Annotated in this window: 13 protein-coding genes; 6 read left to right on the top strand and 7 right to left on the bottom strand. The window is 50.0% G+C overall.

The annotated features are described in order from the left end of the window. Position 1: 1 nt before the first annotated feature. Positions 2–1,543, top strand: coding sequence for an exopolyphosphatase (gene ppx / locus A9180_RS03640; protein WP_064526251.1), 1,542 nt, complete (start codon positions 2–4; stop codon positions 1,541–1,543). Between the two features lie 44 nt (positions 1,544–1,587). Here the strand turns inward: ppx and A9180_RS03635 are convergent, their stop codons facing one another. Further along, positions 1,588–3,831 carry a sensor domain-containing phosphodiesterase gene (locus tag A9180_RS03635; RefSeq protein ID WP_064526249.1) on the bottom strand — a complete coding sequence of 748 codons (2,244 nt, stop codon included), beginning with the start codon at positions 3,829–3,831 and terminating at the stop codon, positions 1,588–1,590. Positions 3,832–4,012: 181 nt separating this feature from the next. After that, the gene (locus tag A9180_RS24505; RefSeq protein WP_064526247.1) at positions 4,013–4,165 is read right to left on the bottom strand and encodes a hypothetical protein; all 153 of its coding nucleotides are present in this window, start codon (positions 4,163–4,165) and stop codon (positions 4,013–4,015) included. A 17-nt stretch (positions 4,166–4,182) separates the two neighbouring features. Here A9180_RS24505 and A9180_RS03625 point away from each other — a divergent pair, with 17 nt between their 5' ends. From A9180_RS03625 to A9180_RS03610, 4 genes are all read left to right on the top strand, one after another. Beyond that, a complete protein-coding gene (locus A9180_RS03625; protein WP_064526245.1) occupies positions 4,183–4,374 on the top strand; it encodes a YfgG family protein in 192 nt (63 codons plus the stop codon). 312 nt (positions 4,375–4,686) lie between these two features. Beyond that, the gene (locus A9180_RS03620; RefSeq protein ID WP_074399430.1) at positions 4,687–5,205 is read left to right on the top strand and encodes a glycine zipper 2TM domain-containing protein; all 519 of its coding nucleotides are present in this window, start codon (positions 4,687–4,689) and stop codon (positions 5,203–5,205) included. Between the two features lie 15 nt (positions 5,206–5,220). Next, positions 5,221–5,760 carry a DUF5384 family protein gene (locus A9180_RS03615; RefSeq protein ID WP_064526241.1) on the top strand — a complete coding sequence of 180 codons (540 nt, stop codon included), beginning with the start codon at positions 5,221–5,223 and terminating at the stop codon, positions 5,758–5,760. A gap of 101 nt (positions 5,761–5,861) precedes the next feature. Continuing rightward, positions 5,862–6,488, top strand: a complete 627-nt coding sequence (locus tag A9180_RS03610; protein ID WP_064526239.1) for an SMI1/KNR4 family protein — start codon at positions 5,862–5,864, stop codon at positions 6,486–6,488. 88 nt (positions 6,489–6,576) lie between these two features. On the opposite strand, the gene guaA is transcribed toward A9180_RS03610, so the two are convergent. Beyond that, positions 6,577–8,154: a glutamine-hydrolyzing GMP synthase gene (guaA, locus tag A9180_RS03605; RefSeq protein ID WP_064526237.1), complete on the bottom strand. Its 1,578-nt coding sequence runs from the start codon at positions 8,152–8,154 to the stop codon at positions 6,577–6,579. Between the two features lie 68 nt (positions 8,155–8,222). Beyond that, positions 8,223–9,689: an IMP dehydrogenase gene (gene guaB / locus A9180_RS03600; RefSeq protein ID WP_064526989.1), complete on the bottom strand. Its 1,467-nt coding sequence runs from the start codon at positions 9,687–9,689 to the stop codon at positions 8,223–8,225. Positions 9,690–9,850: 161 nt separating this feature from the next. Between guaB and xseA the strand changes: the two genes are divergently transcribed. Next, positions 9,851–11,212, top strand: coding sequence for an exodeoxyribonuclease VII large subunit (gene xseA, locus A9180_RS03595; protein ID WP_064526234.1), 1,362 nt, complete (start codon positions 9,851–9,853; stop codon positions 11,210–11,212). Positions 11,213–11,216: 4 nt separating this feature from the next. Here the strand turns inward: xseA and A9180_RS03590 are convergent, their stop codons facing one another. The 3 genes from A9180_RS03590 to sinH form a co-directional block, all read right to left on the bottom strand. After that, entirely contained in the window at positions 11,217–17,642 is a 6,426-nt protein-coding gene (locus A9180_RS03590; RefSeq protein WP_064526232.1) for an adhesion domain-containing protein, read from the bottom strand. Positions 17,643–17,757: 115 nt separating this feature from the next. Continuing rightward, a complete protein-coding gene (locus A9180_RS03585) occupies positions 17,758–18,723 on the bottom strand; it encodes a SinI family autotransporter-associated protein (protein WP_064526229.1) in 966 nt (321 codons plus the stop codon). A 55-nt stretch (positions 18,724–18,778) separates the two neighbouring features. Beyond that, complete coding sequence (gene sinH / locus A9180_RS03580; protein ID WP_064526227.1) at positions 18,779–20,959, bottom strand: intimin-like inverse autotransporter SinH; 2,181 nt, start codon at positions 20,957–20,959, stop codon at positions 18,779–18,781. Positions 20,960–21,043: the final 84 nt, after the last annotated feature.

Raw genomic sequence — 21,043 nt, 5'->3', positions numbered from 1 at the left:
TATGCCAATACACGACAAATCCCCTCGTCCGCAGGAGTTTGCTGCGGTCGATCTTGGTTCAAACAGTTTCCACATGGTTATTGCCCGTGTGGTGGATGGCGCCATGCAGATTATTGGCCGCCTGAAACAACGGGTACACCTGGCAGATGGTCTGGGGCCAGATAATATGTTGAGTGAGGAGGCGATGACGCGCGGTTTAAGCTGTCTGTCGCTGTTTGCCGAACGCTTGCAAGGTTTCTCTCCCTCTAGTGTCTGCATTGTCGGGACACATACACTGCGTCAGGCGCTGAACGCTACTGATTTTCTGAAACGCGCAGAAAAGGTTATCCCCTATCCAATTGAAATTATTTCCGGCAACGAAGAAGCTCGTCTGATTTTTATGGGTGTGGAACATACCCAGCCAGAAAAAGGTCGCAAACTGGTTATTGATATTGGCGGCGGCTCAACGGAGTTGGTAATTGGAGAAAATTTCGAACCGATTCTCGTCGAAAGCCGCCGGATGGGTTGCGTCAGCTTTGCCCAGCTTTATTTTCCGGGCGGGGTCATCAATAAAGAGAATTTTCAGCGCGCACGCATGGCGGCTGCACAAAAACTGGAAACATTAACCTGGCAATTCCGTATTCAGGGCTGGAACGTTGCGATGGGGGCTTCCGGCACCATTAAAGCCGCCCATGAAGTGTTGCTGGAAATGGGCGAGAAAGACGGCATCATAACACCAGAGCGCCTCGATAAACTGGTGAAAGAAGTTTTACGTCATCGTAACTTCTCGGCGTTAAGTTTGCCGGGTCTGTCGGAAGAACGGAAAACGGTTTTTGTTCCTGGCCTGGCTATTTTGTGTGGTGTATTTGATGCCTTAGCCATTCGTGAACTGCGGCTTTCTGACGGGGCGCTGCGTGAAGGCGTTTTGTATGAAATGGAAGGACGTTTCCGCCATCAGGATGTGCGTAGCCGCACCGCCAGCAGCCTCGCCAACCAGTATCACATTGACAGTGAACAGGCCCGACGGGTGCTCGACACAACCATGCAAATGTACGAACAATGGCGGGAACAGCAACCGAAGCTGGCTCATCCACAACTGGAAGCATTACTGCGCTGGGCTGCCATGCTGCATGAAGTTGGATTAAGCATTAATCATAGCGGCCTTCATCGCCATTCGGCGTATATCCTGCAAAACAGCGACTTGCCTGGATTTAATCAGGAGCAACAACTGATGATGGCAACGCTGGTGCGTTATCATCGTAAAGCGATTAAGCTCGACGATCTGCCGCGCTTTACGCTATTTAAGAAAAAACAATTCCTGCCGTTAATTCAGCTATTGCGCCTTGGCGTATTACTTAACAATCAACGTCAGGCAACCACGACACCGCCGACATTAACTCTGATTACTGATGACAGCCACTGGACGCTGCGTTTTCCACATGACTGGTTTAGCCAGAACGCGTTGGTATTGCTTGATCTGGAAAAGGAGCAAGAATACTGGGAAGGCGTGAGTGGCTGGCGGTTAAAAATTGAAGAAGAAAGCACGCCAGAAATCTCGGCTTAATATGAAATGAAAACGGGCCAACCAGTTGTGTTGGCCCAAATGAATTACGCGCTTTCTCGAGCAGGTTCTCTTTCGGCCACAATCGCAATTAACGGCTGCGGTTCACCAATCAAAAAGCCTTGCAGGTAATCAATACCCAAAGAGTGTACGGCTTTGCGAATCTCTTCATTTTCAACATACTCCGCAACTACTTGCATTTTCTTCATTCGTGCCAGATGACAAATCGATGCCACTATCTGGTAATCCAGGCTATTTGAGGCAATATTACGGATGAAGCTGCCATCAATTTTTAATAAATTGGCATTCACATTTTTTAGCCGCGCATAGCTTGCGTATCCGGTGCCGAAATCATCAATAGCAATCTGGCATCCTAACTCCTGAAGATGTTGTAACGTGTTCTGTGCCTGCTTAACATTGATAAGGGCATTACTTTCAGTGACTTCAAAGATAAGCTGCCACGCTTCTATTTGGTATTTCGCCAATAACTTACTAATTTTAACAGGAAAGCGAGCCTGACAAACTGACGTTGGTGACAAATTAATCGCAAATCGTTGGGCGGGCATTTTCTCTTTATTTTCCGCCATAAATTGCAATGTATGTTCGATGACCCACATGTCGATACTGGACGATAAGCCAAATTCATGCGCAACCGGCAAGAAATTATCAGGATTGATGAGTTCATCATTCTCCCCTCGCATACGCAGCAAAATTTCATGATAGACATCGCCGCGCACTCCAGTAATTGGCTGGGCCATCAGGCAAAAATCGTCGTGCTCAAGCGCCTGCTGTAGCCGATTCATCATTGCCACTTTGTCTTTTAATTCTCGTTGCAGATACATTGCTCCGCGACGCTGCATATTTTCAGGGGCATTAGTCACGATAGAGAGTTCAGCAACCGTACTTAGCTCACCCAACAGCAAATAAATATGATTCACTGGCGAACGGACATAGCAATAGCTGACGCCAATCTGTGGTTGCAATGGCATATCATCCCAAAAGAAACGAAACTGCTTAAGATGGTTATCCAATGCGATAATGCGCTCCTGGTGAGACTCTGTATTCAGTCGCAGCGCGAGATCATTGCCAGAAAGCTGATAAACATCCTCTCCGGGTTCCAGTAAAGGTGCCAGCCAATGTGAAAGCTTTTGTTTGTATTGGATACGCAGCATGATGCCATAGTTCTTTACCAACATTTCCATACCAGGAATGCGTAAATAACATAGCGCGGACCAGGGCGCATCACGCAGTGCGCGATTCAAGGCGCGAACATTCGGCAGATGAACAACCGGATCCACGTAAGCCAGTCGCTGAATGCGTCTGGTCACGGCTCGTTGACGCGTTGCCAGAACAGCCATGTAATTGACGATAAAAGAAAATACCAGATAGCTGGAGGAGGTTATGGTTAATTGAGTGGTATACCCATGATAAAAGGGAATGTAATTCTGGTAGCTATGGATACTGATCATCAGCACTATTGCCCAGAGCAACGAGATCAGCTTGTAGCCATAACGCATCGCTCCCCACATCATCAGCGGCAGCAATAACGACAAAGTATAGTTGGTGCTGAAAATTGTGCTTTTTTCATTTAAAGGCATACATAGCAGCAATAACAATGCGCCCAGAGCAAGCAACCACAGCGCGAACTCTTTTTTTGTAACTTTACTGTCAATCTGTTGTTTTAATTGAGAATAATAGCTTCGAAAATAAAATGGATTTCGTACAGAACGAATGATGAAATAGCAAAGCGGGACGCCTATCAGATTACCCACCAGCAAGGCCTGGTAATTGATTAAGGTTCCCAAATTAAAGGGCATGACACCAACCAGATTTGTTCTGCTTGCCAGTAAACCTACAAACGCCGCAAACTGGAAGAGCACCAGAAACAACGTTGCAGGGAAAACAATCTGCCAAAAAATACGCTGGGAAATTAAGCGGGTATCACCATGTGAAACGTTGTTGCGCCGGGGAGTAAAGACCCTGTAACCGCCCCAACAGAGAATGATAATGATAATAAAATTAACCGTTAACGAGATCGTTTCATAAAAACCAAGATCGGCATACTTGCGAACAAAAATCCCTAAAGCAATACCTGGTAATGCTGCCCAGCTAAAAAACATCATCATGCTGATCATCAGCGCTAGCGGCAGATAAAAGAGAAAAACTTCACCAGAAGAAATATGTGCGTAAGTATTTATATGGGCGAAAACAGGCAAGATTATAGACGGCAGGATCAGCGGAAGCCCCCACCATTTATCACGTATATTTATATAAGTTGCGTTCAGTTTCATAGATGCTCAACAGAATCCCCCACATCCTGAAGGGGGTGTATTCAGACAGGCATCCCACCTGACTTCGTATGATGATTATTCATCACTATAGAGAGCATTGATTCTAAGTGTCATATGAAAGTTCCAATTGATATATATCAAACAAAATAACCCTGATTAATGAATTATTACGTTTATCATGTTAGCTCATCATTATTACATCATCGTTGTAAATAATTAAATCAACTTCCATAACATTAAAATATGTATCAGCTGACGCTTTTTTACATAACGAAGAATTGACCATTTTGTCCTGGTGTGCCTTAATGTAAGTACCGTCCACAGTGTGGGACATACTTCAAGGAACCTTTTGTGAGTCAGGCAACCAGTATGCGAAAACGACACCGATTTAACAGTCGCATGACCCGTATCGTACTGCTTATCAGCTTTCTCTTCTTCTTTGGCCGCTTTATCTACTCTTCCGTTGGCGCCTGGCAGCATCATCAGAGCAAAAAAGAAGCTCAGCAATCCACACTCTCTATCGAATCCTCGGTACAACGTTAGCGATTACCTTCGTCACCTTTACTGAACAAGACGACTCAATGCTGTCAGATACGGTTGCTCTTTGTTGTTATCAAAGCGGCAGGCATTTATTTATCTAAATTTTTACCTCTTTGTCCTGATTTCGAATCATTCTGCAATAAGACGCAATATATATTAGATATAATATATCTGTTTGTATTATGCGTTTGTGCGCATTTATTTGTTTGATGAATTTAAATAAATTTAATCTATTCCTCCATAGTCTATACATTTACTTTCCTCTTTCGATGATCTTAAATATCTTGTTTTTCGTAAAGTCTATAACAAGGAATAGTGATGAAATTTAAAAAATGTCTTCTGCCTATGGCAATGTTAGCGTCATTCACCCTGGCAGGATGCCAGTCAAATGCTGACGATCATGCCGCCGATGTTTATCAAACCGATCAACTGAATACCAAGCAAGAAACTAAAACCGTTAATATTATTTCCATTCTTCCCGCAAAAGTTGCCGTAGACAACTCCCAAAATAAACGGAACGCACAAGCTTTCGGTGCGCTTATTGGCGCAGTCGCTGGTGGTGTTATCGGCCACAATGTCGGGTCTGGCAGTAATTCCGGAACGACGGCAGGCGCAGTTGGCGGCGGAGCTGTAGGTGCGGCAGCGGGTTCTATGGTGAATGATAAAACCTTAGTGGAAGGTGTTTCTTTAACTTATAAGGAAGGCACCAAAGTGTATACCTCCACCCAGGTAGGTAAAGAATGCCAGTTTACGACGGGTTTAGCCGTTGTTATTACCACGACGTATAACGAAACGCGTATTCAGCCAAATACCAAATGTCCTGAAAAGAGCTAACTATCAGGAGGACTCATGAAGAAAGTTTTTCTTTGCGCCATTTTAGCCGCTGTTAGTAGCTCGGCTTTCGCCTCTTCATTACAGGATCAACTTTCAGCTGTCGCAGAAGCTGAACAGCAAGGTAAAAATGAAGAGCAAAAGCAGCATGACGAATGGGTCGCGGAGCGCAACAGGGAAATTCAGCAAGAGAAACAGCGTCGCGCAAACGCTCAGGCAGCCGCTAACAAAAGAGCGGCAACGGCAGCGGCGAATAAGAAAGCTCGTCAGGATAAACTGGACGCCGAAGCCACTGCGGACAAAAAACGCGATCAAAGTTATGAAGATGAGTTGCGCAGCTTAGAGATTCAGAAACAAAAACTGGCGCTGGCAAAAGAAGAAGCCCGCGTTAAGCGCGAGAACGAATTTATCGATCAGGAGCTGAAGCACAAAGCCGCGCAAACAGATGTCGTGCAATCTGAAGCTGACGCTAACAGAAATGTGACAGAAGGTGGTCGCGATTTGATGAAAAGCGTGGGTAAAGCAGAAGAGAATAAATCGGACAGCTGGTTTAACTAAGCGATGTCAGTAGCTTCAAGCCTATGATCCGTGAGGATTATAGGCTTTCTTATATTGCAATATACGTTTCTAACTCTCCTTCATTTAGAACAGGATATGACATGGATACAAATGCCAAAACGCCAAAACTCGACAATGATATACCTCCTCTGGTTTGGCCCGAATTTGTTGATCTTAACGCACGTGTAGACTGGTGGCGCACCTGTGTCCTTGCCTGGAGTGAAGAGTGGAACCGACGCTCGCCCATTTCCCCTGTTCCCGCCAGTGAAATTGAAGCACTTGAACAAAGGTTGGATTGTACAATTCCTCCATTACTTCGCTCGTATCATGAACACATTGGCACCCTTAATCTGGCGGAAACGCTTTGCAGTGTGCAACCTGCACCTTACGCGGCAATTGAACCATTAACCGACGCGTACCCTGGGATCACAGATCTTCTGGAAGAGCTACCTGATAGTAATGGACTGAGGAATCTTGTCGATCAACTTATCGCTTTTGGCGACTATTTGGGGAATGGAAATTTGTGGTGTTTTCACCGGGTAACAGGCGAAGTCTGGTATTTTGATCACGACTGTCCGCCGATGCTGACACAAATGTTCAGTGATGTTGGTCAGTATCTCGACCTGGTCATGTTTAAATGTCTACTCACAGTGCATGGTGAGGAAGATAATGAAGAAATGTTACGCGAGAAATTAGGTGATGCGTTGGTGGAAAAATGGATGTATTAAGCCAGAGTAGTATCTTAATTCAGATGTGAAGAATATTTAATAATGGCACTTATCCTTGTGCCATGATCATTAATCAATTATAGGGAAATCATTCCCACTCAATAGTCGCTGGCGGTTTGCCGCTGATGTCATACACCACGCGGGAAATACCGTTCACTTCATTGATAATACGGTTGGAAACGCGGCCGAGGAAGTCGTACGGCAGATGCGCCCAGTGTGCGGTCATGAAGTCGATGGTTTCGACAGCGCGCAGAGAGACAACCCAGTCGTATTTACGCCCATCGCCCATTACGCCAACAGAACGTACCGGCAGGAACACGGTGAACGCCTGGCTGACTTTGTCGTACAGGTCCGCTTTACGCAGTTCTTCAATAAAGATGGCATCAGCACGGCGCAGCAGGTCACAGTACTCTTTCTTCACTTCGCCCAGTACACGAACGCCGAGGCCCGGTCCCGGGAACGGGTGACGGTAGAGCATGTCGTATGGCAGACCCAGCTCCAGACCAATCTTACGCACTTCGTCTTTGAACAGCTCTTTCAGCGGTTCAACCAGGCCCATCTTCATCTCTTTCGGCAGGCCGCCAACGTTGTGGTGAGATTTGATTACGTGTGCTTTACCCGTTGCAGAAGCGGCAGATTCGATAACGTCAGGGTAGATAGTCCCCTGTGCCAGCCACTTCACATCTTCCAGTTTCAGCGCTTCTTCATCGAATACTTCAACGAAAACGCGACCGATGATTTTACGTTTTGCTTCCGGATCGTTTTCACCAGCCAGTGCTGACAGGAAGCGATCTTCTGCCGGAACGTGAACAATGTTCAGGCCAAAGTGATCGCCAAACATATCCAGAACCTGCTCTGCTTCGTTGAGACGCAGCAGGCCGTTGTCCACGAATACGCAGGTCAGGTTTTTGCCGATAGCGCGGTGCAGCAGCATAGCGGTCACGGAGGAATCCACGCCACCAGAGAGGCCGAGGATCACTTTATCGTCGCCCACCTGCTCGCGAATGCGGGCTACGGCGTCGTCGATAATTTTTGCCGGCGTCCACAGGGCTTCACACTGGCAGATATCCAGTACAAAACGCTCCAGCATGCGCATACCCTGGCGAGTGTGAGTCACTTCCGGATGGAACTGTACGCCGTAAAAACGTTTTTCTTCGTTGGCCATAATGGCAAACGGGCAGTTTTCGGTGCTGGCAACGGTGATGAAGTCGGAGGGGATAGCGGTAACTTTATCGCCGTGGCTCATCCAGACATCCAGCAGCGGTTTACCGTCTGCGGTCAGAGCATCTTCGATACCGCGAACCAGTGCGCTGTCGTTAACGACTTCAACCTGCGCGTAGCCAAATTCACGTTCGTTAGAGGCTTCAACGTGACCGCCCAACTGCATCGCCATGGTCTGCATACCATAGCAAACGCCGAATACCGGTACGCCTGCTTCAAAGACATATTGCGGCGCGCGCGGGCTGTTTTCTTCGGTGGTGCTTTCCGGGCCACCGGAAAGAATAATGCCGCTTGGATTGAAGTCACGAATTTGTGCTTCTGTCACATCCCACGCCCACAGTTCACAGTAGACGCCCAACTCACGCACGCGGCGCGCAACCAGTTGAGTGTACTGAGAACCGAAGTCCAGAATGAGGATGCGATGCTTATGAATGTTTTCCGTCATTGACGCTTATTCCGAGGCAAGTGAAACAGATAATATAAATCGCCCGACATGAAGTCGGGCGAAGAAAATCAGGAGCCCAGACGGTAGTTCGGGGACTCTTTGGTGATGGTCACGTCATGAACGTGGCTTTCCTGAATACCCGCACCGCTGATACGTACAAACTCCGCTTTAGTACGCAGTTCGTCGATAGTAGCACAGCCGGTCAGCCCCATACAGGAGCGCAGGCCACCCATCTGCTGGTGAATGATCTCTTTCAGGCGACCTTTGTAGGCTACGCGGCCTTCGATACCTTCTGGCACCAGTTTGTCGGCAGCGTTGTCGCTCTGGAAGTAACGGTCAGAAGAACCTTTGGACATCGCGCCCAGAGAGCCCATCCCACGGTAAGATTTGTAAGAACGGCCCTGGTAGAGTTCGATTTCACCCGGAGATTCTTCAGTACCTGCCAGCATGGAACCTACCATCACCGCGCTTGCGCCAGCGGCGATAGCTTTGGCGATATCGCCAGAGAAGCGAATACCACCATCAGCGATAACCGGAATACCAGTGCCTTCCAGCGCTTCAACTGCGTCAGCAACAGCGGTGATCTGCGGAACACCTACACCAGTAACGATACGGGTAGTACAGATGGAGCCTGGGCCGATACCCACTTTAACCGCGCTGCAACCAGCTTCTGCCAGGGCGCGTGCGCCTGCAGCTGTTGCAACGTTGCCGCCGATGATTTGCAGATCCGGATATTTGGCACGAGTTTCACGGATACGTTGCAGAACGCCTTCAGAATGACCGTGCGAGGAGTCGATCAGCAGAACGTCAACACCTGCGGCAACCAGCGCATCAACACGCTCTTCGTTACCCGCACCCGCGCCAACGGCCGCACCAACACGCAGGCGACCTTGTTCATCTTTACAGGCGTTCGGTTTACGTTCCGCTTTCTGGAAGTCTTTCACGGTGATCATGCCGATCAGGTGGAATTCATCATCAACAACCAGCGCCTTTTCAACGCGTTTTTCGTGCATTTTTGCCAGCACAACTTCACGGGCTTCGCCTTCACGCACAGTTACCAGACGCTCTTTCGGCGTCATGTAAACACTAACCGGCTGGCTCAGGTCGGTCACAAAACGCACGTCACGACCGGTAATGATGCCGACCAGTTCGTTTTCTTCGGTAACAACCGGGTAGCCAGCAAAACCGTTACGCTCGGTCAGCTCTTTCACTTCACGCAGGGTGGTTGTCGGCAGTACGGTCTGCGGATCGGTTACCACGCCAGATTCGTGTTTTTTCACACGGCGAACTTCTTCAGCCTGGCGCTCAATAGACATGTTTTTGTGGATAAAGCCGATACCGCCTTCCTGAGCCAGAGCAATAGCCAGGCGCGCTTCCGTTACGGTATCCATTGCTGCGGAAAGCATAGGAATATTCAGACGAATAGTTTTCGTCAGCTGAGTGCTGAGGTCAGCAGTATTCGGCAGAACGGTAGAATGAGCAGGAACGAGGAGAACGTCGTCAAACGTCAGAGCTTCTTTAGCGATACGTAGCATGGGCAATATCTCGACCAGAGTGGTTAATAAATATTGCCGCGGCATTATACAGAGCGTAACCGATTGCATCTACCCCTTTTTGCAAATAATACTTGCGATCCCCGGTCAGCACGTTACTATCGATTGAATAACCTGCTGATTTAGAATTTGATCTCGCTCACATGTTACCATCTCAATCCCCCGCAATTTTTACGGTTAGTCGCCTGAATCAGACCGTCCGTTTGCTGCTTGAGCAGGAGATGGGGCAAGTGTGGATCAGCGGCGAAATCTCTAACTTTAGCCAGCCCTCTTCCGGGCACTGGTACTTTACGCTCAAAGACGATACCGCCCAGGTGCGCTGTGCGATGTTCCGCAACAGCAACCGACGGGTCACCTTCCGCCCACAGCATGGGCAACAGGTTTTAGTTCGCGCCAATATTACGCTCTACGAGCCGCGCGGCGACTATCAGATAATCGTCGAAAGTATGCAGCCTGCCGGTGAAGGCTTGCTGCAACAGAAGTACGAACAACTCAAAGCGAAGTTGCAGGCGGAAGGTTTGTTCGATCAGCAACTAAAAAAACCACTCCCCTCCCCTGCGCATTGCGTTGGTGTGATCACATCAAAAACCGGTGCGGCACTGCACGATATTTTGCATGTGTTAAAGCGTCGAGATCCTTCTTTGCCGGTAATTATCTACCCTACTGCCGTTCAGGGTGATGATGCGCCGGGGCAAATCGTTCGTGCCATTGAACTGGCGAATCAACGCAACGAATGCGACGTTTTGATCGTCGGGCGCGGCGGTGGTTCGCTGGAAGATTTATGGAGTTTTAACGACGAACGCGTGGCGCGGGCGATTTTTGCCAGCCGGATCCCGGTGGTGAGTGCCGTCGGCCATGAAACTGATGTAACCATCGCTGACTTCGTCGCTGACCTGCGCGCGCCAACGCCGTCAGCCGCTGCTGAAGTCGTAAGCCGTAATCAGCAAGAATTGTTGCGCCAGGTGCAATCTGCGCAGCAGCGGCTGGAAATGGCGATGGATTATTATCTCGCCAACCGCACGCGACGCTTTACGCAAATTCATCATCGGTTACAGCAGCAGCATCCGCAGCTACGCCTGGCACGCCAACAAACCACTCTGGAACGTCTGCAAAAACGGATGAGTTTTGCGCTGGAAAACAGGTTGAAGCGGGCAGGTCAGCAACAGCAACACCTTAGCCAGCGCCTGAATAATCAAAACCCGCAACCGCGGATCCATCGCGCGCAAACGCGCATTCAGCAATTAGAATATCGCCTGGCGGAAACGCTTCGTAACCAACTCAGTGTCACGCGCGAACGCTTTGGTAATGCAGTGACGCATCTTGAAGCCGTGAGCCCACTCTCCACGCTGGCGCGCGGATACAGCGTCACCAGCGCAACGGATGGCGAAGTGCTGAAGCAGACCAAACAAGTGAAAGCCGGTGATATGTTAACTACCCGTCTAAAAGACGGGCTGATAATTAGCGAAGTGCACTCCGTGAAGCGCACAAGAAAAATACGTCAGTAAGGTATTACGGGAAACATGTAGCAAATCCTGCCGTGCTAGCGGGGGAAATACCACAATTCTGCGCACCGGTCGCTTCAATCATACCGCAGTAAAAATTACCGCCTCCTCGACTTTGCGATAAGTAAGGGAAGCTGGGAGACGAGGGCCAGCCCAACGAGCTAAAGCTGGTGTGAAGCGCCTGTAAATCATCGTATTCCGGCGCATTACTCAAATGTCCGCACTGATCTGCAAGATCCCATTTTGTCGCATCAACAGTATGCGCCAACGCCCAGGTTTCGTTGTTGACGTTCGGCGCGGCGGCTGCGGTACTGTTCGAAGGTATCTCTGATTTCAACAACGGGCGATGTAATGTCTTACCATTTACCGTCGCGGTATCGCTCATATGCCCCCAGAAGTATGCGCTCGTTACATTCGGACTAGTCGCCACGGTGAAAATAGCGTCCATCGTCGCGGTGATGCTGACGTTATCGTTCAACGTCACCGTCAGCGGCGTTTTATAGCCCGGCGTATTGTCCTGTTTTACAGTAAACGTCGCCGTACCGTCAGCGCCGGTGGTTCCCTGTATTGTATTACCGCTGTCGGATAACATGACCGTAGCACCAGTGGGCGGCTGAACGGTCAGGTCATCCATCGCCGCCACGTCGCCATACAAAGTCGCCCCAGAGTTGCGCGGTTCCGCATCACCGCGTTTCAGGGTAAAGGCCACGTTCGGCACCGGTTTCCCGGCGCTGTCTTTGACCGTGACGGTCACTGGCATGGATTCGCCTTTTTTCACCTTCGCCGCCTGTGTACTGCTATCAAATGCCGTCGAAGTCAACGTCACGGCAGAGACGGTACTATGCGGATTCAACAGACAAGCCTGATGCGAACGGCTCTTTGTTGTATCCACAGCCCCGGTGTACAAGTTCACCGTCTGGCACACGCGAGCATGTGCGGTGGTATTACAGGTTGGATCTGATGTCCACCAGCCATAATCCTCTGCTGCGACAACTGGCCAACCGATTGCAGATTGTATCGTGCCGTTAGGGTAGCGAGCATTCAGAGAACGTAACTCATCCGCTGAAGGGTACCGCGCGACCTCACATTCCCGAGTACCGCTATCCTCCCTCTCATCCGGAGTTGGCACAAGCCAGGTTTCGCTAGCGACCACCTTGCTATTGGCCCCGGTTATTGGATTCGGTAATTCTGCCTTCAGTTTCGGGCGCACAAATACCGTACCGTCTGCCGCCGTCGCCGTCTCCGGCATATGACCCCACATATTGGCTTTATCGCTGTCAGGGCTGGTAATCACCGTGAAAATAGCATCCATCGGCGCGTTTAGTCTGGCGCTGCTACCAAATGCTGTGGCGCTCATTGGTGTTCTCAACCCGGTGGTGTCATCCTGGCGCAGGTTAAACGTCACCTGTCCCTGTGCATCGGTCTGGATAAACAGATAATTTTGATTATTCTGCCCGGTTAAAACCGCACTTGAGAATGTTTGCGCTGGATTGAAGGCATTCACCGTGAGATTGTCAGACGAAACTGAGCCGTCGACAGTGTCGTTAGCTCGCAGCATACTGACGCCGCGCTGGATACTCACCGACTCATACGCCGCCGGCGAGCCGTCAGGGCGAGTGACCGTCACGGTGACCGGCAGTGCGTCCCCTTTCTTCACTTTGCCCGCAGACAACGTGCTGTTCCAGTTTGCTGGCGCAGAGGTAAGGGCGATATTGCCAATCGGCTCAGCGTTCGCAAGGCACACCTGGGAATAGGCCACCGATGTAGCGCTTGTTTGCCCTGAGGTTCCGGTCTGGAGATTCATATATTGCCAGTTTGGCGATGTGACATCACTCCCTGAAGCCACATTACGCGACCAGAAGAACGGTCTTGTCGCATCCAGCGGCCAGCCCTGCGCGGACTCCAGCGTCCCGGAAGGATACGCTTGATACAGTGATTGCAGATCGTTCATCAGCGGCAATGCATCTTTACAGCCCCCCTGTGTACCATCCTGCGCCTGAGTAATGGTGACCTGCTGCCAGTCTTCGTTATTAATGGTTAACGAGGCCGAAGATCCTGCCTCTTTTTTCAACAATGGGCGATTGAAAACCTTACCATTTTGGGCGGACAGGGTTTCCGGCATGTATCCCCAGAAGTTCGCTTTCGGCGTATCCGGGCTGGTAATGGTGGTGAAAATCGCGCTTAGAACATTCGATGTCGCTCCGCTATCCAGTTGCGCCGTCAACGGAATGCGCGTTCCCATGCCTTGATTGGGCTGATGCATCGTAAAGGTTAATGTACCGTCAGCCCCTGTCATACTGTAGTAACGTCTACCATCATCAAGATAGGTAGATGCATTATTATAACTGTCCTGAACGTATATCAGTCGTGAATAATTATCGATAGTTATCGAATTCATCGTGCGGGGCACGGTAGTACCATGAATTAAGGTAAACGGTGCATAACCCAGCGGGTTCCCCTGTGCATCACGAGTTGTCACCGTCATGGTTAACTGATCCCCGAAAACACTGTAGTTAGTTCTGACTTTTACCGCGTCAATTCCATCATATTTCGCGGTCTGAGCAGAGCTAAGTTCAATCGTTTTCACCACAGGATTCGCCGTGGTCTGGCAGGTCAGATAGCCAAAATCAGCGGTTGCCAGGCTGCCACTGGTGCCATCACTCAGCTTCACGCTTTTATATTTACGATCGCCAGTACTGGCCTGATCCGGCGTGCTGGAATCGTAATTTATCAGAACAGGCCAGCCATCAACCGCATGGCCCCCCCAACCGCCAGAGAGCGAGATCAGTGCGTCCTGCGTCGGAATGTAATCCGCGCCACAGCCACCATTATTGACCTTGGCCGCCTGAGCCTCCGTAAACAACGCCCAAATCTCATTATCCTCTTCCGGGCCTTTGCGTTTATTGCCTGGGCTGCCGGTTAGTTCTGTAAACAGAATCGGGCGTTTAAACGTCAGCCCGCCTGCCGACAGCGTTTCCGGCATATGGCCCCACATTTTCGCTTTGCCGGTATCCGGGCTGGTGACCACGGTGAAAATGGTGTCCATGGTCGCCTTGATCGTCGGATCGGAATAAAGCCCGACGGTAATGGCCGTTTTGGTGCCGTGCGCATCCGGGCGAGTGATATTAAGAATTTTCGTGCCGTCGCTGCCAGTTATAGCGGCGTGGACAGTTGCCGTATCGTTCAGCGACTCGCCATCTACCACCACCGGGGCAACAATACCGTCATCGCTGCCTGCAATATGTTTTTCAACGGGATTACGGGTATAGCCATCACCACGGTTAAAGGTAAATGGCATATCCGGCATCGGATTGCCTGCCGCATCTTTTACCGTAACCTTAACCTGTAAGGTTTCGCCTTTTTTCAGCTTCGCAGCCTTCAATGTGCCATTCCACTGCGCCTGGTTGACGACTTCCAGCGTAATCTGGCTTGCCGGGGCGTTCGCCGTTGCCAGGCAACTGACATAAATGGGATCCGTATTGTTAGCCACCAGCGAGCCATTATTCAGCCACTGAGAATACAGGACGGGTGTTTTATCGGCTGGCGTGCTGGTCCAGTATTCCTCACGCTGAGTCGGCCAGCCGTGAACGGTCTGAATAGCGTTGTTATTGTTGGCGTCATATAACGAGGTAAGCTGTGTTTTCAGAGGGACTTTGTTTACACCACAGCCTCCGAAATCGGTATTGGCAATATCTTCCTGTGCAACACGCGCCCAGTCTTCATTATTCTCGGTAATAAAATTCTTCTCGTTAACTTCCGCAGCCAGTTTAGGGCGCTCAAAGATCAGGGAGTCGACTTTTATGGTGTCATCCATATGCCCCCACATCCGCGCACCAGTTACATCCGGGCTGGTAACCGTGGTAAATACCACGGAGTAGTTAACGGTATTAGGAAGCACCGAATTGGTCGGCGTGATGTTCAGCGGCGTTCTTAGCCCCACGCCTTGCGGTTGTTCGATCACAACGGTGGCCGCGCCCTGTGCATCCGTAGTACCAGAATAAACGGTTGAAGGCTGCGAAGTACCGTACTGTACGCCATTCATGGTTAATGCGCCGCTGGTGGGGTCGGTAAAATCAGTTGTTTTACCGGCACGACTTAAGCCCATATCTTTAGTGATGGTAAAAGCAGTAAACGGCACAGGCGCACCATTCTGAGCATTGACGGTATGAACCGTCATGGTGATTTTCTCGCCTACCTTAGCTTTGGCTATCCTGGAATCAGGCGTCGTGTCTTTGTCGGTATCCACCACCACCTGAGCAATCAGTTCATTGGCAGAACAGGTGAGATAGTTTTGTTTAAAGCCAGAATAGCTATCGATATCACCATTTCCCAGATCAACGGAGGAATGCGAGTCGACCTGCTCCGCCGCTGTCAGGTAATCTTGTTTTACCGTTGGCCAGCCGTACTCCGTGCCAATTGCATTTCCAGGGTGACCATTGAATAACGCAGTTAGTGAACGCTGACTCGGTATATGCCCGACACCGCACTCTGCTTGCATACTGGTGTTCTGGTCGAATAACGCCCAGTCTTCGTTATTTTCACGAATTGAGCCAAGTTCATTGGTTGTTTCATCTGCCAGGCGAGGACGTTTGAACAGGTTACCCTTTTCAATGATGCCGTTACCCATATATCCCCACATGCGCGCCTGCGGCACATCCGGGCTGGTGATAACGGCAAAAATCACATCTTTGGTGTCTGACGCAGTAAAGTTGCTGCGCATTTGCGCTGTGAGGTGCGTTTTCACCCCTACACCGCCGGGCTGACGCAGAGTTAACGTTGCCTGACCGTTAACATCCGTCATGCCCTCATAATTATGAGCGTCCACTTTTTGCAGATCGCCCCCTGTGTCTATCTGTACCGGGTTTGCTTCCCAGGCCGCATTACTTTCCCCTTTGCGGTTAACGCCGTCATCCAGATGCAGTGAGAAATAGTAGTACGCCAGCGGCTGGTTATTATTTTTCTTATCGGTAATGGTCAGGCGCATATTCGTTTCGTCGCCGACAGCTACTCTCACCGCCTGTAAAGTGTCGTCATAATCATCTGACGTGAGAATCAGTTCAGGCTCAACATCAGGCGCTTCTTTGTCGACGCAGCTCACGATGAACCGGGTATCATCCGGTTTCTGCGCTTCGCTGCGGTTGGAGACATCCGCAGCATGGTGCTGCCCGGTGGTCCCCGCCAGAGAAGACCAGTAATAGTTGTTCGCTATTGGCCAACCTGCAACATTCTGGATGGTCGTTGGAATCACGGTTGCCAGCGCGCCAAACTGGCGCATACCGGGCAAAATATCGCAGTGGTTATCCGCGCCACTCCAGATAAAGGTGGACCAGGTTTCGTTATGATCGTCAACCGTGCCGTCTTCATTAGAGACTTCCGCCGCCAGTTTCGGCCGGGTAAAGGTGTACTGCTGCGCCTTCAGTGTGTTGGGCATATGGCCCCACATATTGGCTTGCGGTACGTCCGGGCTGGTGAGCACAGTAAAAATGACTGCCGTTTCGCTGGTCTGCGAAATACCGGGCAAACCGACGATCAGCGGCGTTTTTACACCGGGGCCATTTGACTGCGTCACCTGTACCGTGGCGGAACCATTGGCATCCGTAGTACCACGGTACTCTGTCGCCGTAGTGGTCAGTTCTGTGCTGTCCAGCTTTACCGGACCGGTATTGTTCACCATTGTCTGACGATTTATCGCATCGCCGCGCTTGATGGTAAATGGGATATTACCCGCCGGATTGCCCTGACAGTCCTTAGTGGTCACGGTTAACGTGATGGTTTCGCCAACTTTGGCTCTTGACGCCTTCAGCGTATCGTCATAACCCGCGGCAGCAACGGTCACCAAATCGCCCTGAGCAGGCGCAATATTTAACGTCACCTGCTGTTCACTCAATAATACCGAGCCCCGGTTAGGTATACCGGTCAGGGTGAACAGATCCAGCGTGGGCAGAGTTTCTTTCGGGTCAAACTGAGGGATCACCACCAGCTTATGTCCGGCAAGGTTTTGCGCGCAGAAGGAGCGATCCGGGCGAGGTTGCGGACTAAGCGGCGCATCCGGCGTCGCAGCTTCAGCCCAAACCAACGAGACAGCAGGTAACGTCTGGTTTTCCCAGCGCAACAGTGGCGGGTTGGCAAAAAGATCGCCTTCGGTATCGTGCTGGTTAATGAGCAACATACTGGTTGCGGTAGCATCCACGCTGAAATTACCCGGTGTGGAGCTAAATGCAACATCGTGTTCTTTGCTGGGATCTAACTGGATGCTGCCCTGATAAACGGGTACGCTGGCGCTGTCTGCTATGGGAGGGGTGCCGTTTATGGCATCCGTTGAAACGTCAACATGTTGCCATTGGCCTCCTTTCAATGCTGCTACTGCTGGCGTAGCCAGAGTAAGCATTAAAAAAGCCATCACCATTTTTACGCGTTTCAATTTCCCGCCCATGAGTGAAACCTGCCCGTTAACGTTACTTTCTTACCTCAACCCACTTTGCTTAACGCAGGTTAAGCAAAGTGCGCGGAAAAGCACCATTCCCCAAGGGGAATGGTGCTGGTAAAAATTATTTTCTCTGGTAGTCGATGGACAAACCGTAGCCCTGGACACCATCGGCGCCAAGTGTGAGTCCGCCTTCGCTGTAGTCGAACGCGGTTTTCGCTTCGGCGTTGGTAACCGGAATAACCAGGTCGCTGTTGTTGTAGCTCGGGTTGACAAGCCCACCCGTCGTCCCCAACTGCAGACTGGTGCCAGTAAAGCGCCAGCGGTAGTTGTACTGATTAGTAACTTCTTCGCCCGTATCGTAGGATCCGTTGCTGTTTTTATCTTTCCACAGCATGACCTGATAGGTGGTATTGGTTTTGAGTTTGGTATCTTTGCCCAGCAGGTTGGTATTGACACCTTGCTCATGGATGACCACATGAACTGCATCATCAAACACCGGACCTTCAGGAATATCATCGCTGTCAGAACCACCACCAGCGTTTGTAGAGAGGTCTAACATGACCACTTCCACCGCCACGTTTGGATCACCGGTAGTAGTGGTTGGCGTGATCTTCAAGCCTATGTATCGATCGGCATCTGCTGCAGCGATGGTGTAAGTGTCACTGCCAACTGTACCTATCGGTTTTGGATCGCCCCCCGCCTGGTCGCTAAAGCTCATCCACTGAAGTGTCGCTTTGGTTGCTGTGTTGTTGTCGTCAAGGTCCCCCTGGGTATCGCCAATGGCCCAGTTTGCAGTTAGCTTGTCGCCAACATGAAATTGCTTCTCGCCATCGGTTGAAGCAGAACGTCCACCGCGATCAATAGTAATAGTGACATGAGATTTATCAGCATCGCTCGTTTCTGACGCGCTACGGGTGATCCACGGCACGGTCCCCTGAATGGTACCGGTAGTCTGTGATTCTGATTGCCACTGACCAGCTCTAAGATTACCCTGCCCTTCAGCCATTGCAGCAGGCACCACACAGTACCCCGCTAAAGCCAGCGCCAGCGCGACTTTCGTCAATGGCCGCGTTAAATTATTGTTCATTCAATTCTCTCCTTGATTAATATCCAGCGACTGGCCGATCGGCCATTACGCCGATCTAGTGCTTGCTGTAAACCACACGTAATCCATATCCCTGCACGCCATCTTCTTTTTGGGCGCCAAATTTTTGTACGGCTTCCTCGTTAGTGGCAGGGATGACAATATCTTCATTACTGGTATTCGTTTGGGCACCGGTGTAGCCATTGACGCTGTGTCCGGTAAATTCCCATTGGTAGTCGTATTGCGCCATTTCCTCTTCCGTCAGTTTTTCCGACTGCTGGAAAACGCCATCTTTGTTAGCATCGCGCCACAAGACAAAGCGATAGGAATTATCAACAGGCAAATGCTCTTTCTCATTACCGATAAGATTGACAGGGTTAGTCGCGGATACACGGTAGATAAAGGCATTAACATCATTGCCCCCCGCGCCGAGGAAAGTTACATCGACATAGTTACTGTCATCATACGGAGCAGCTTTCGCTTTCCAGCGGAAAGTACCGGGAAGCGTACTGGAGAGCGTAACGGTACCTTTTTCTTTATCCTGTTTGGCGATAAAGACGCAGGGATTCTCGGTTGAACAGGGTTTATTGGTGAGGGTTACCTTTTTATCCTGAGCATCGTAAAGCTGCGGACTCAGGCCATCTTCAGGTAGCGCATCGCCGTTACGGTCCGTGTCATCACCAAAGCTATCGGTAACGTCGAGATCCATCACCACGCCATCGACGCCATCCGCCTGAGCGCTGGCTTCGTGGCTATGATTGTTCTCATCCGGCACATCTGCGATATTATTGACGATCAGCTCAATTTTGCGGTCCTGCTGAACGGTAATTTCCACCACGCCTGAGTTTTGCCGATTGCCCTTTTCATCTTCCAGCGCCAGACGCACGCGCCAGGTATTGAGTTTTTCCTGTTCGGCAGGATCTGAGCTGTACTGCCAGGCTGGCAGCACCAGATTCCAGTGGTTGTTGTTACCTTCCGTGATGGTATTCGCTTTTACAACAGGCATTACCAGCGTACGGGCAGCATTGTTTTTCGCCTGCCACGAGGCGACGACAATTTTATAGTGATGGTTGATTAGCGCGTTAATGGTCCACTTACATTTTTCCAGCCCCACCGCAGCTTCGGGTGTGTCCTTAATGACACAATCCGGGTGTTCATTGGTGGCGTCAGCCTTCAGCCATAACGTAACGTCGAGAGGATCTTTTTCTTTATATTCCAGAACAATAAAATTATTACGCTCAACGAAGTCATGGCGACTGCCCATCAGCGAGTGAGCGACTTTAACGTTATCGCTATTCAGTTGATCTTTTAGCGGAACACCGAACTGATAGTTAATCGTGGCGTTAACACTAAGATCGCTGTTATCTCCGGTTCCTGCTTTATAGTCCGTCCCAACCGTCAGTAACGGAACGGGTTGATAGTTCACGCCAAGCGTCACTGCATAGGGATCTTTTTCTAAATTATCGGTGCCGAAGAGCGCCACTTCGTCACCATAATATTGCTCGAAAACAATTTTGCCCCCCAGCTGCGGATAAGATGGTAGCCAGGCTTCCGCCCGGACATCCCAGCCACGTGCGGGTCGTTCTAAATAGAAATCAAAATCTTTTGAATCTTTCCAGTCTGAAAGCGGATGATAATAGTTACCAGAAAATTTTAAATAATCCGTCCAGGCTTCTGTTCCTAAACCTAAACGGCGATGTCCGCGGGTGAAATCATAATCATAAAATATATTTCCACCCAATAACCATTTATCAAAATTATGTCTTACGCCTAAACCTATATTACCTATCGTGCGATCTTCTTTTCGTTGCGCAGAAAACTGACTGAAATAGACGGTGCTCTGATTATCATACCAGGGGACAAAATAGTCGATTGAACTGCCGTCCAGCGAGCCATCCTGACCGATGGAAAGGTTAGAGCGAACTTTACCATAAGGAGAAAGTGCACCTTCGATATAAGACTGTGCGGATGAGGTGATTTGGCCTTGCAGATAGCTTCTCGCCTGGGATTCAAGAGCTTCTGGAGTCAGGTTCTCAAAGCCCTGTTGGGCGGACTCGGTAACGTAGTTGGCACCACGTTCCTTGAAGGATTTACCTTTGTTACTTTGTTCTTCTAGTTGAGCAGCCTCGCTTGCCAGATCGGGCAATGATGATTCGCTTTGCTTACTATTTATCTCTGGTGCCGCATAAGCAGCACCAGAGATAAATATTAGCGTTATATAGCGGATCCATCGCAGCATGTTTTTCCCTGTGGAAATTCAATTCTGAAATAATGTCTGACATTGTATGCCAGATAACGCAGAAACTGCACGTCATAAGTGCTA

The sequence above is a fragment of the Escherichia sp. B1147 genome (assembly GCF_001660175.1).
GTDB classification, from domain to species: Bacteria; Pseudomonadota; Gammaproteobacteria; order Enterobacterales; family Enterobacteriaceae; genus Escherichia; species Escherichia whittamii.
Note: the sequence above shows the minus strand (reverse complement) of the source record. Positions and strands in the feature narration are given on the sequence as shown.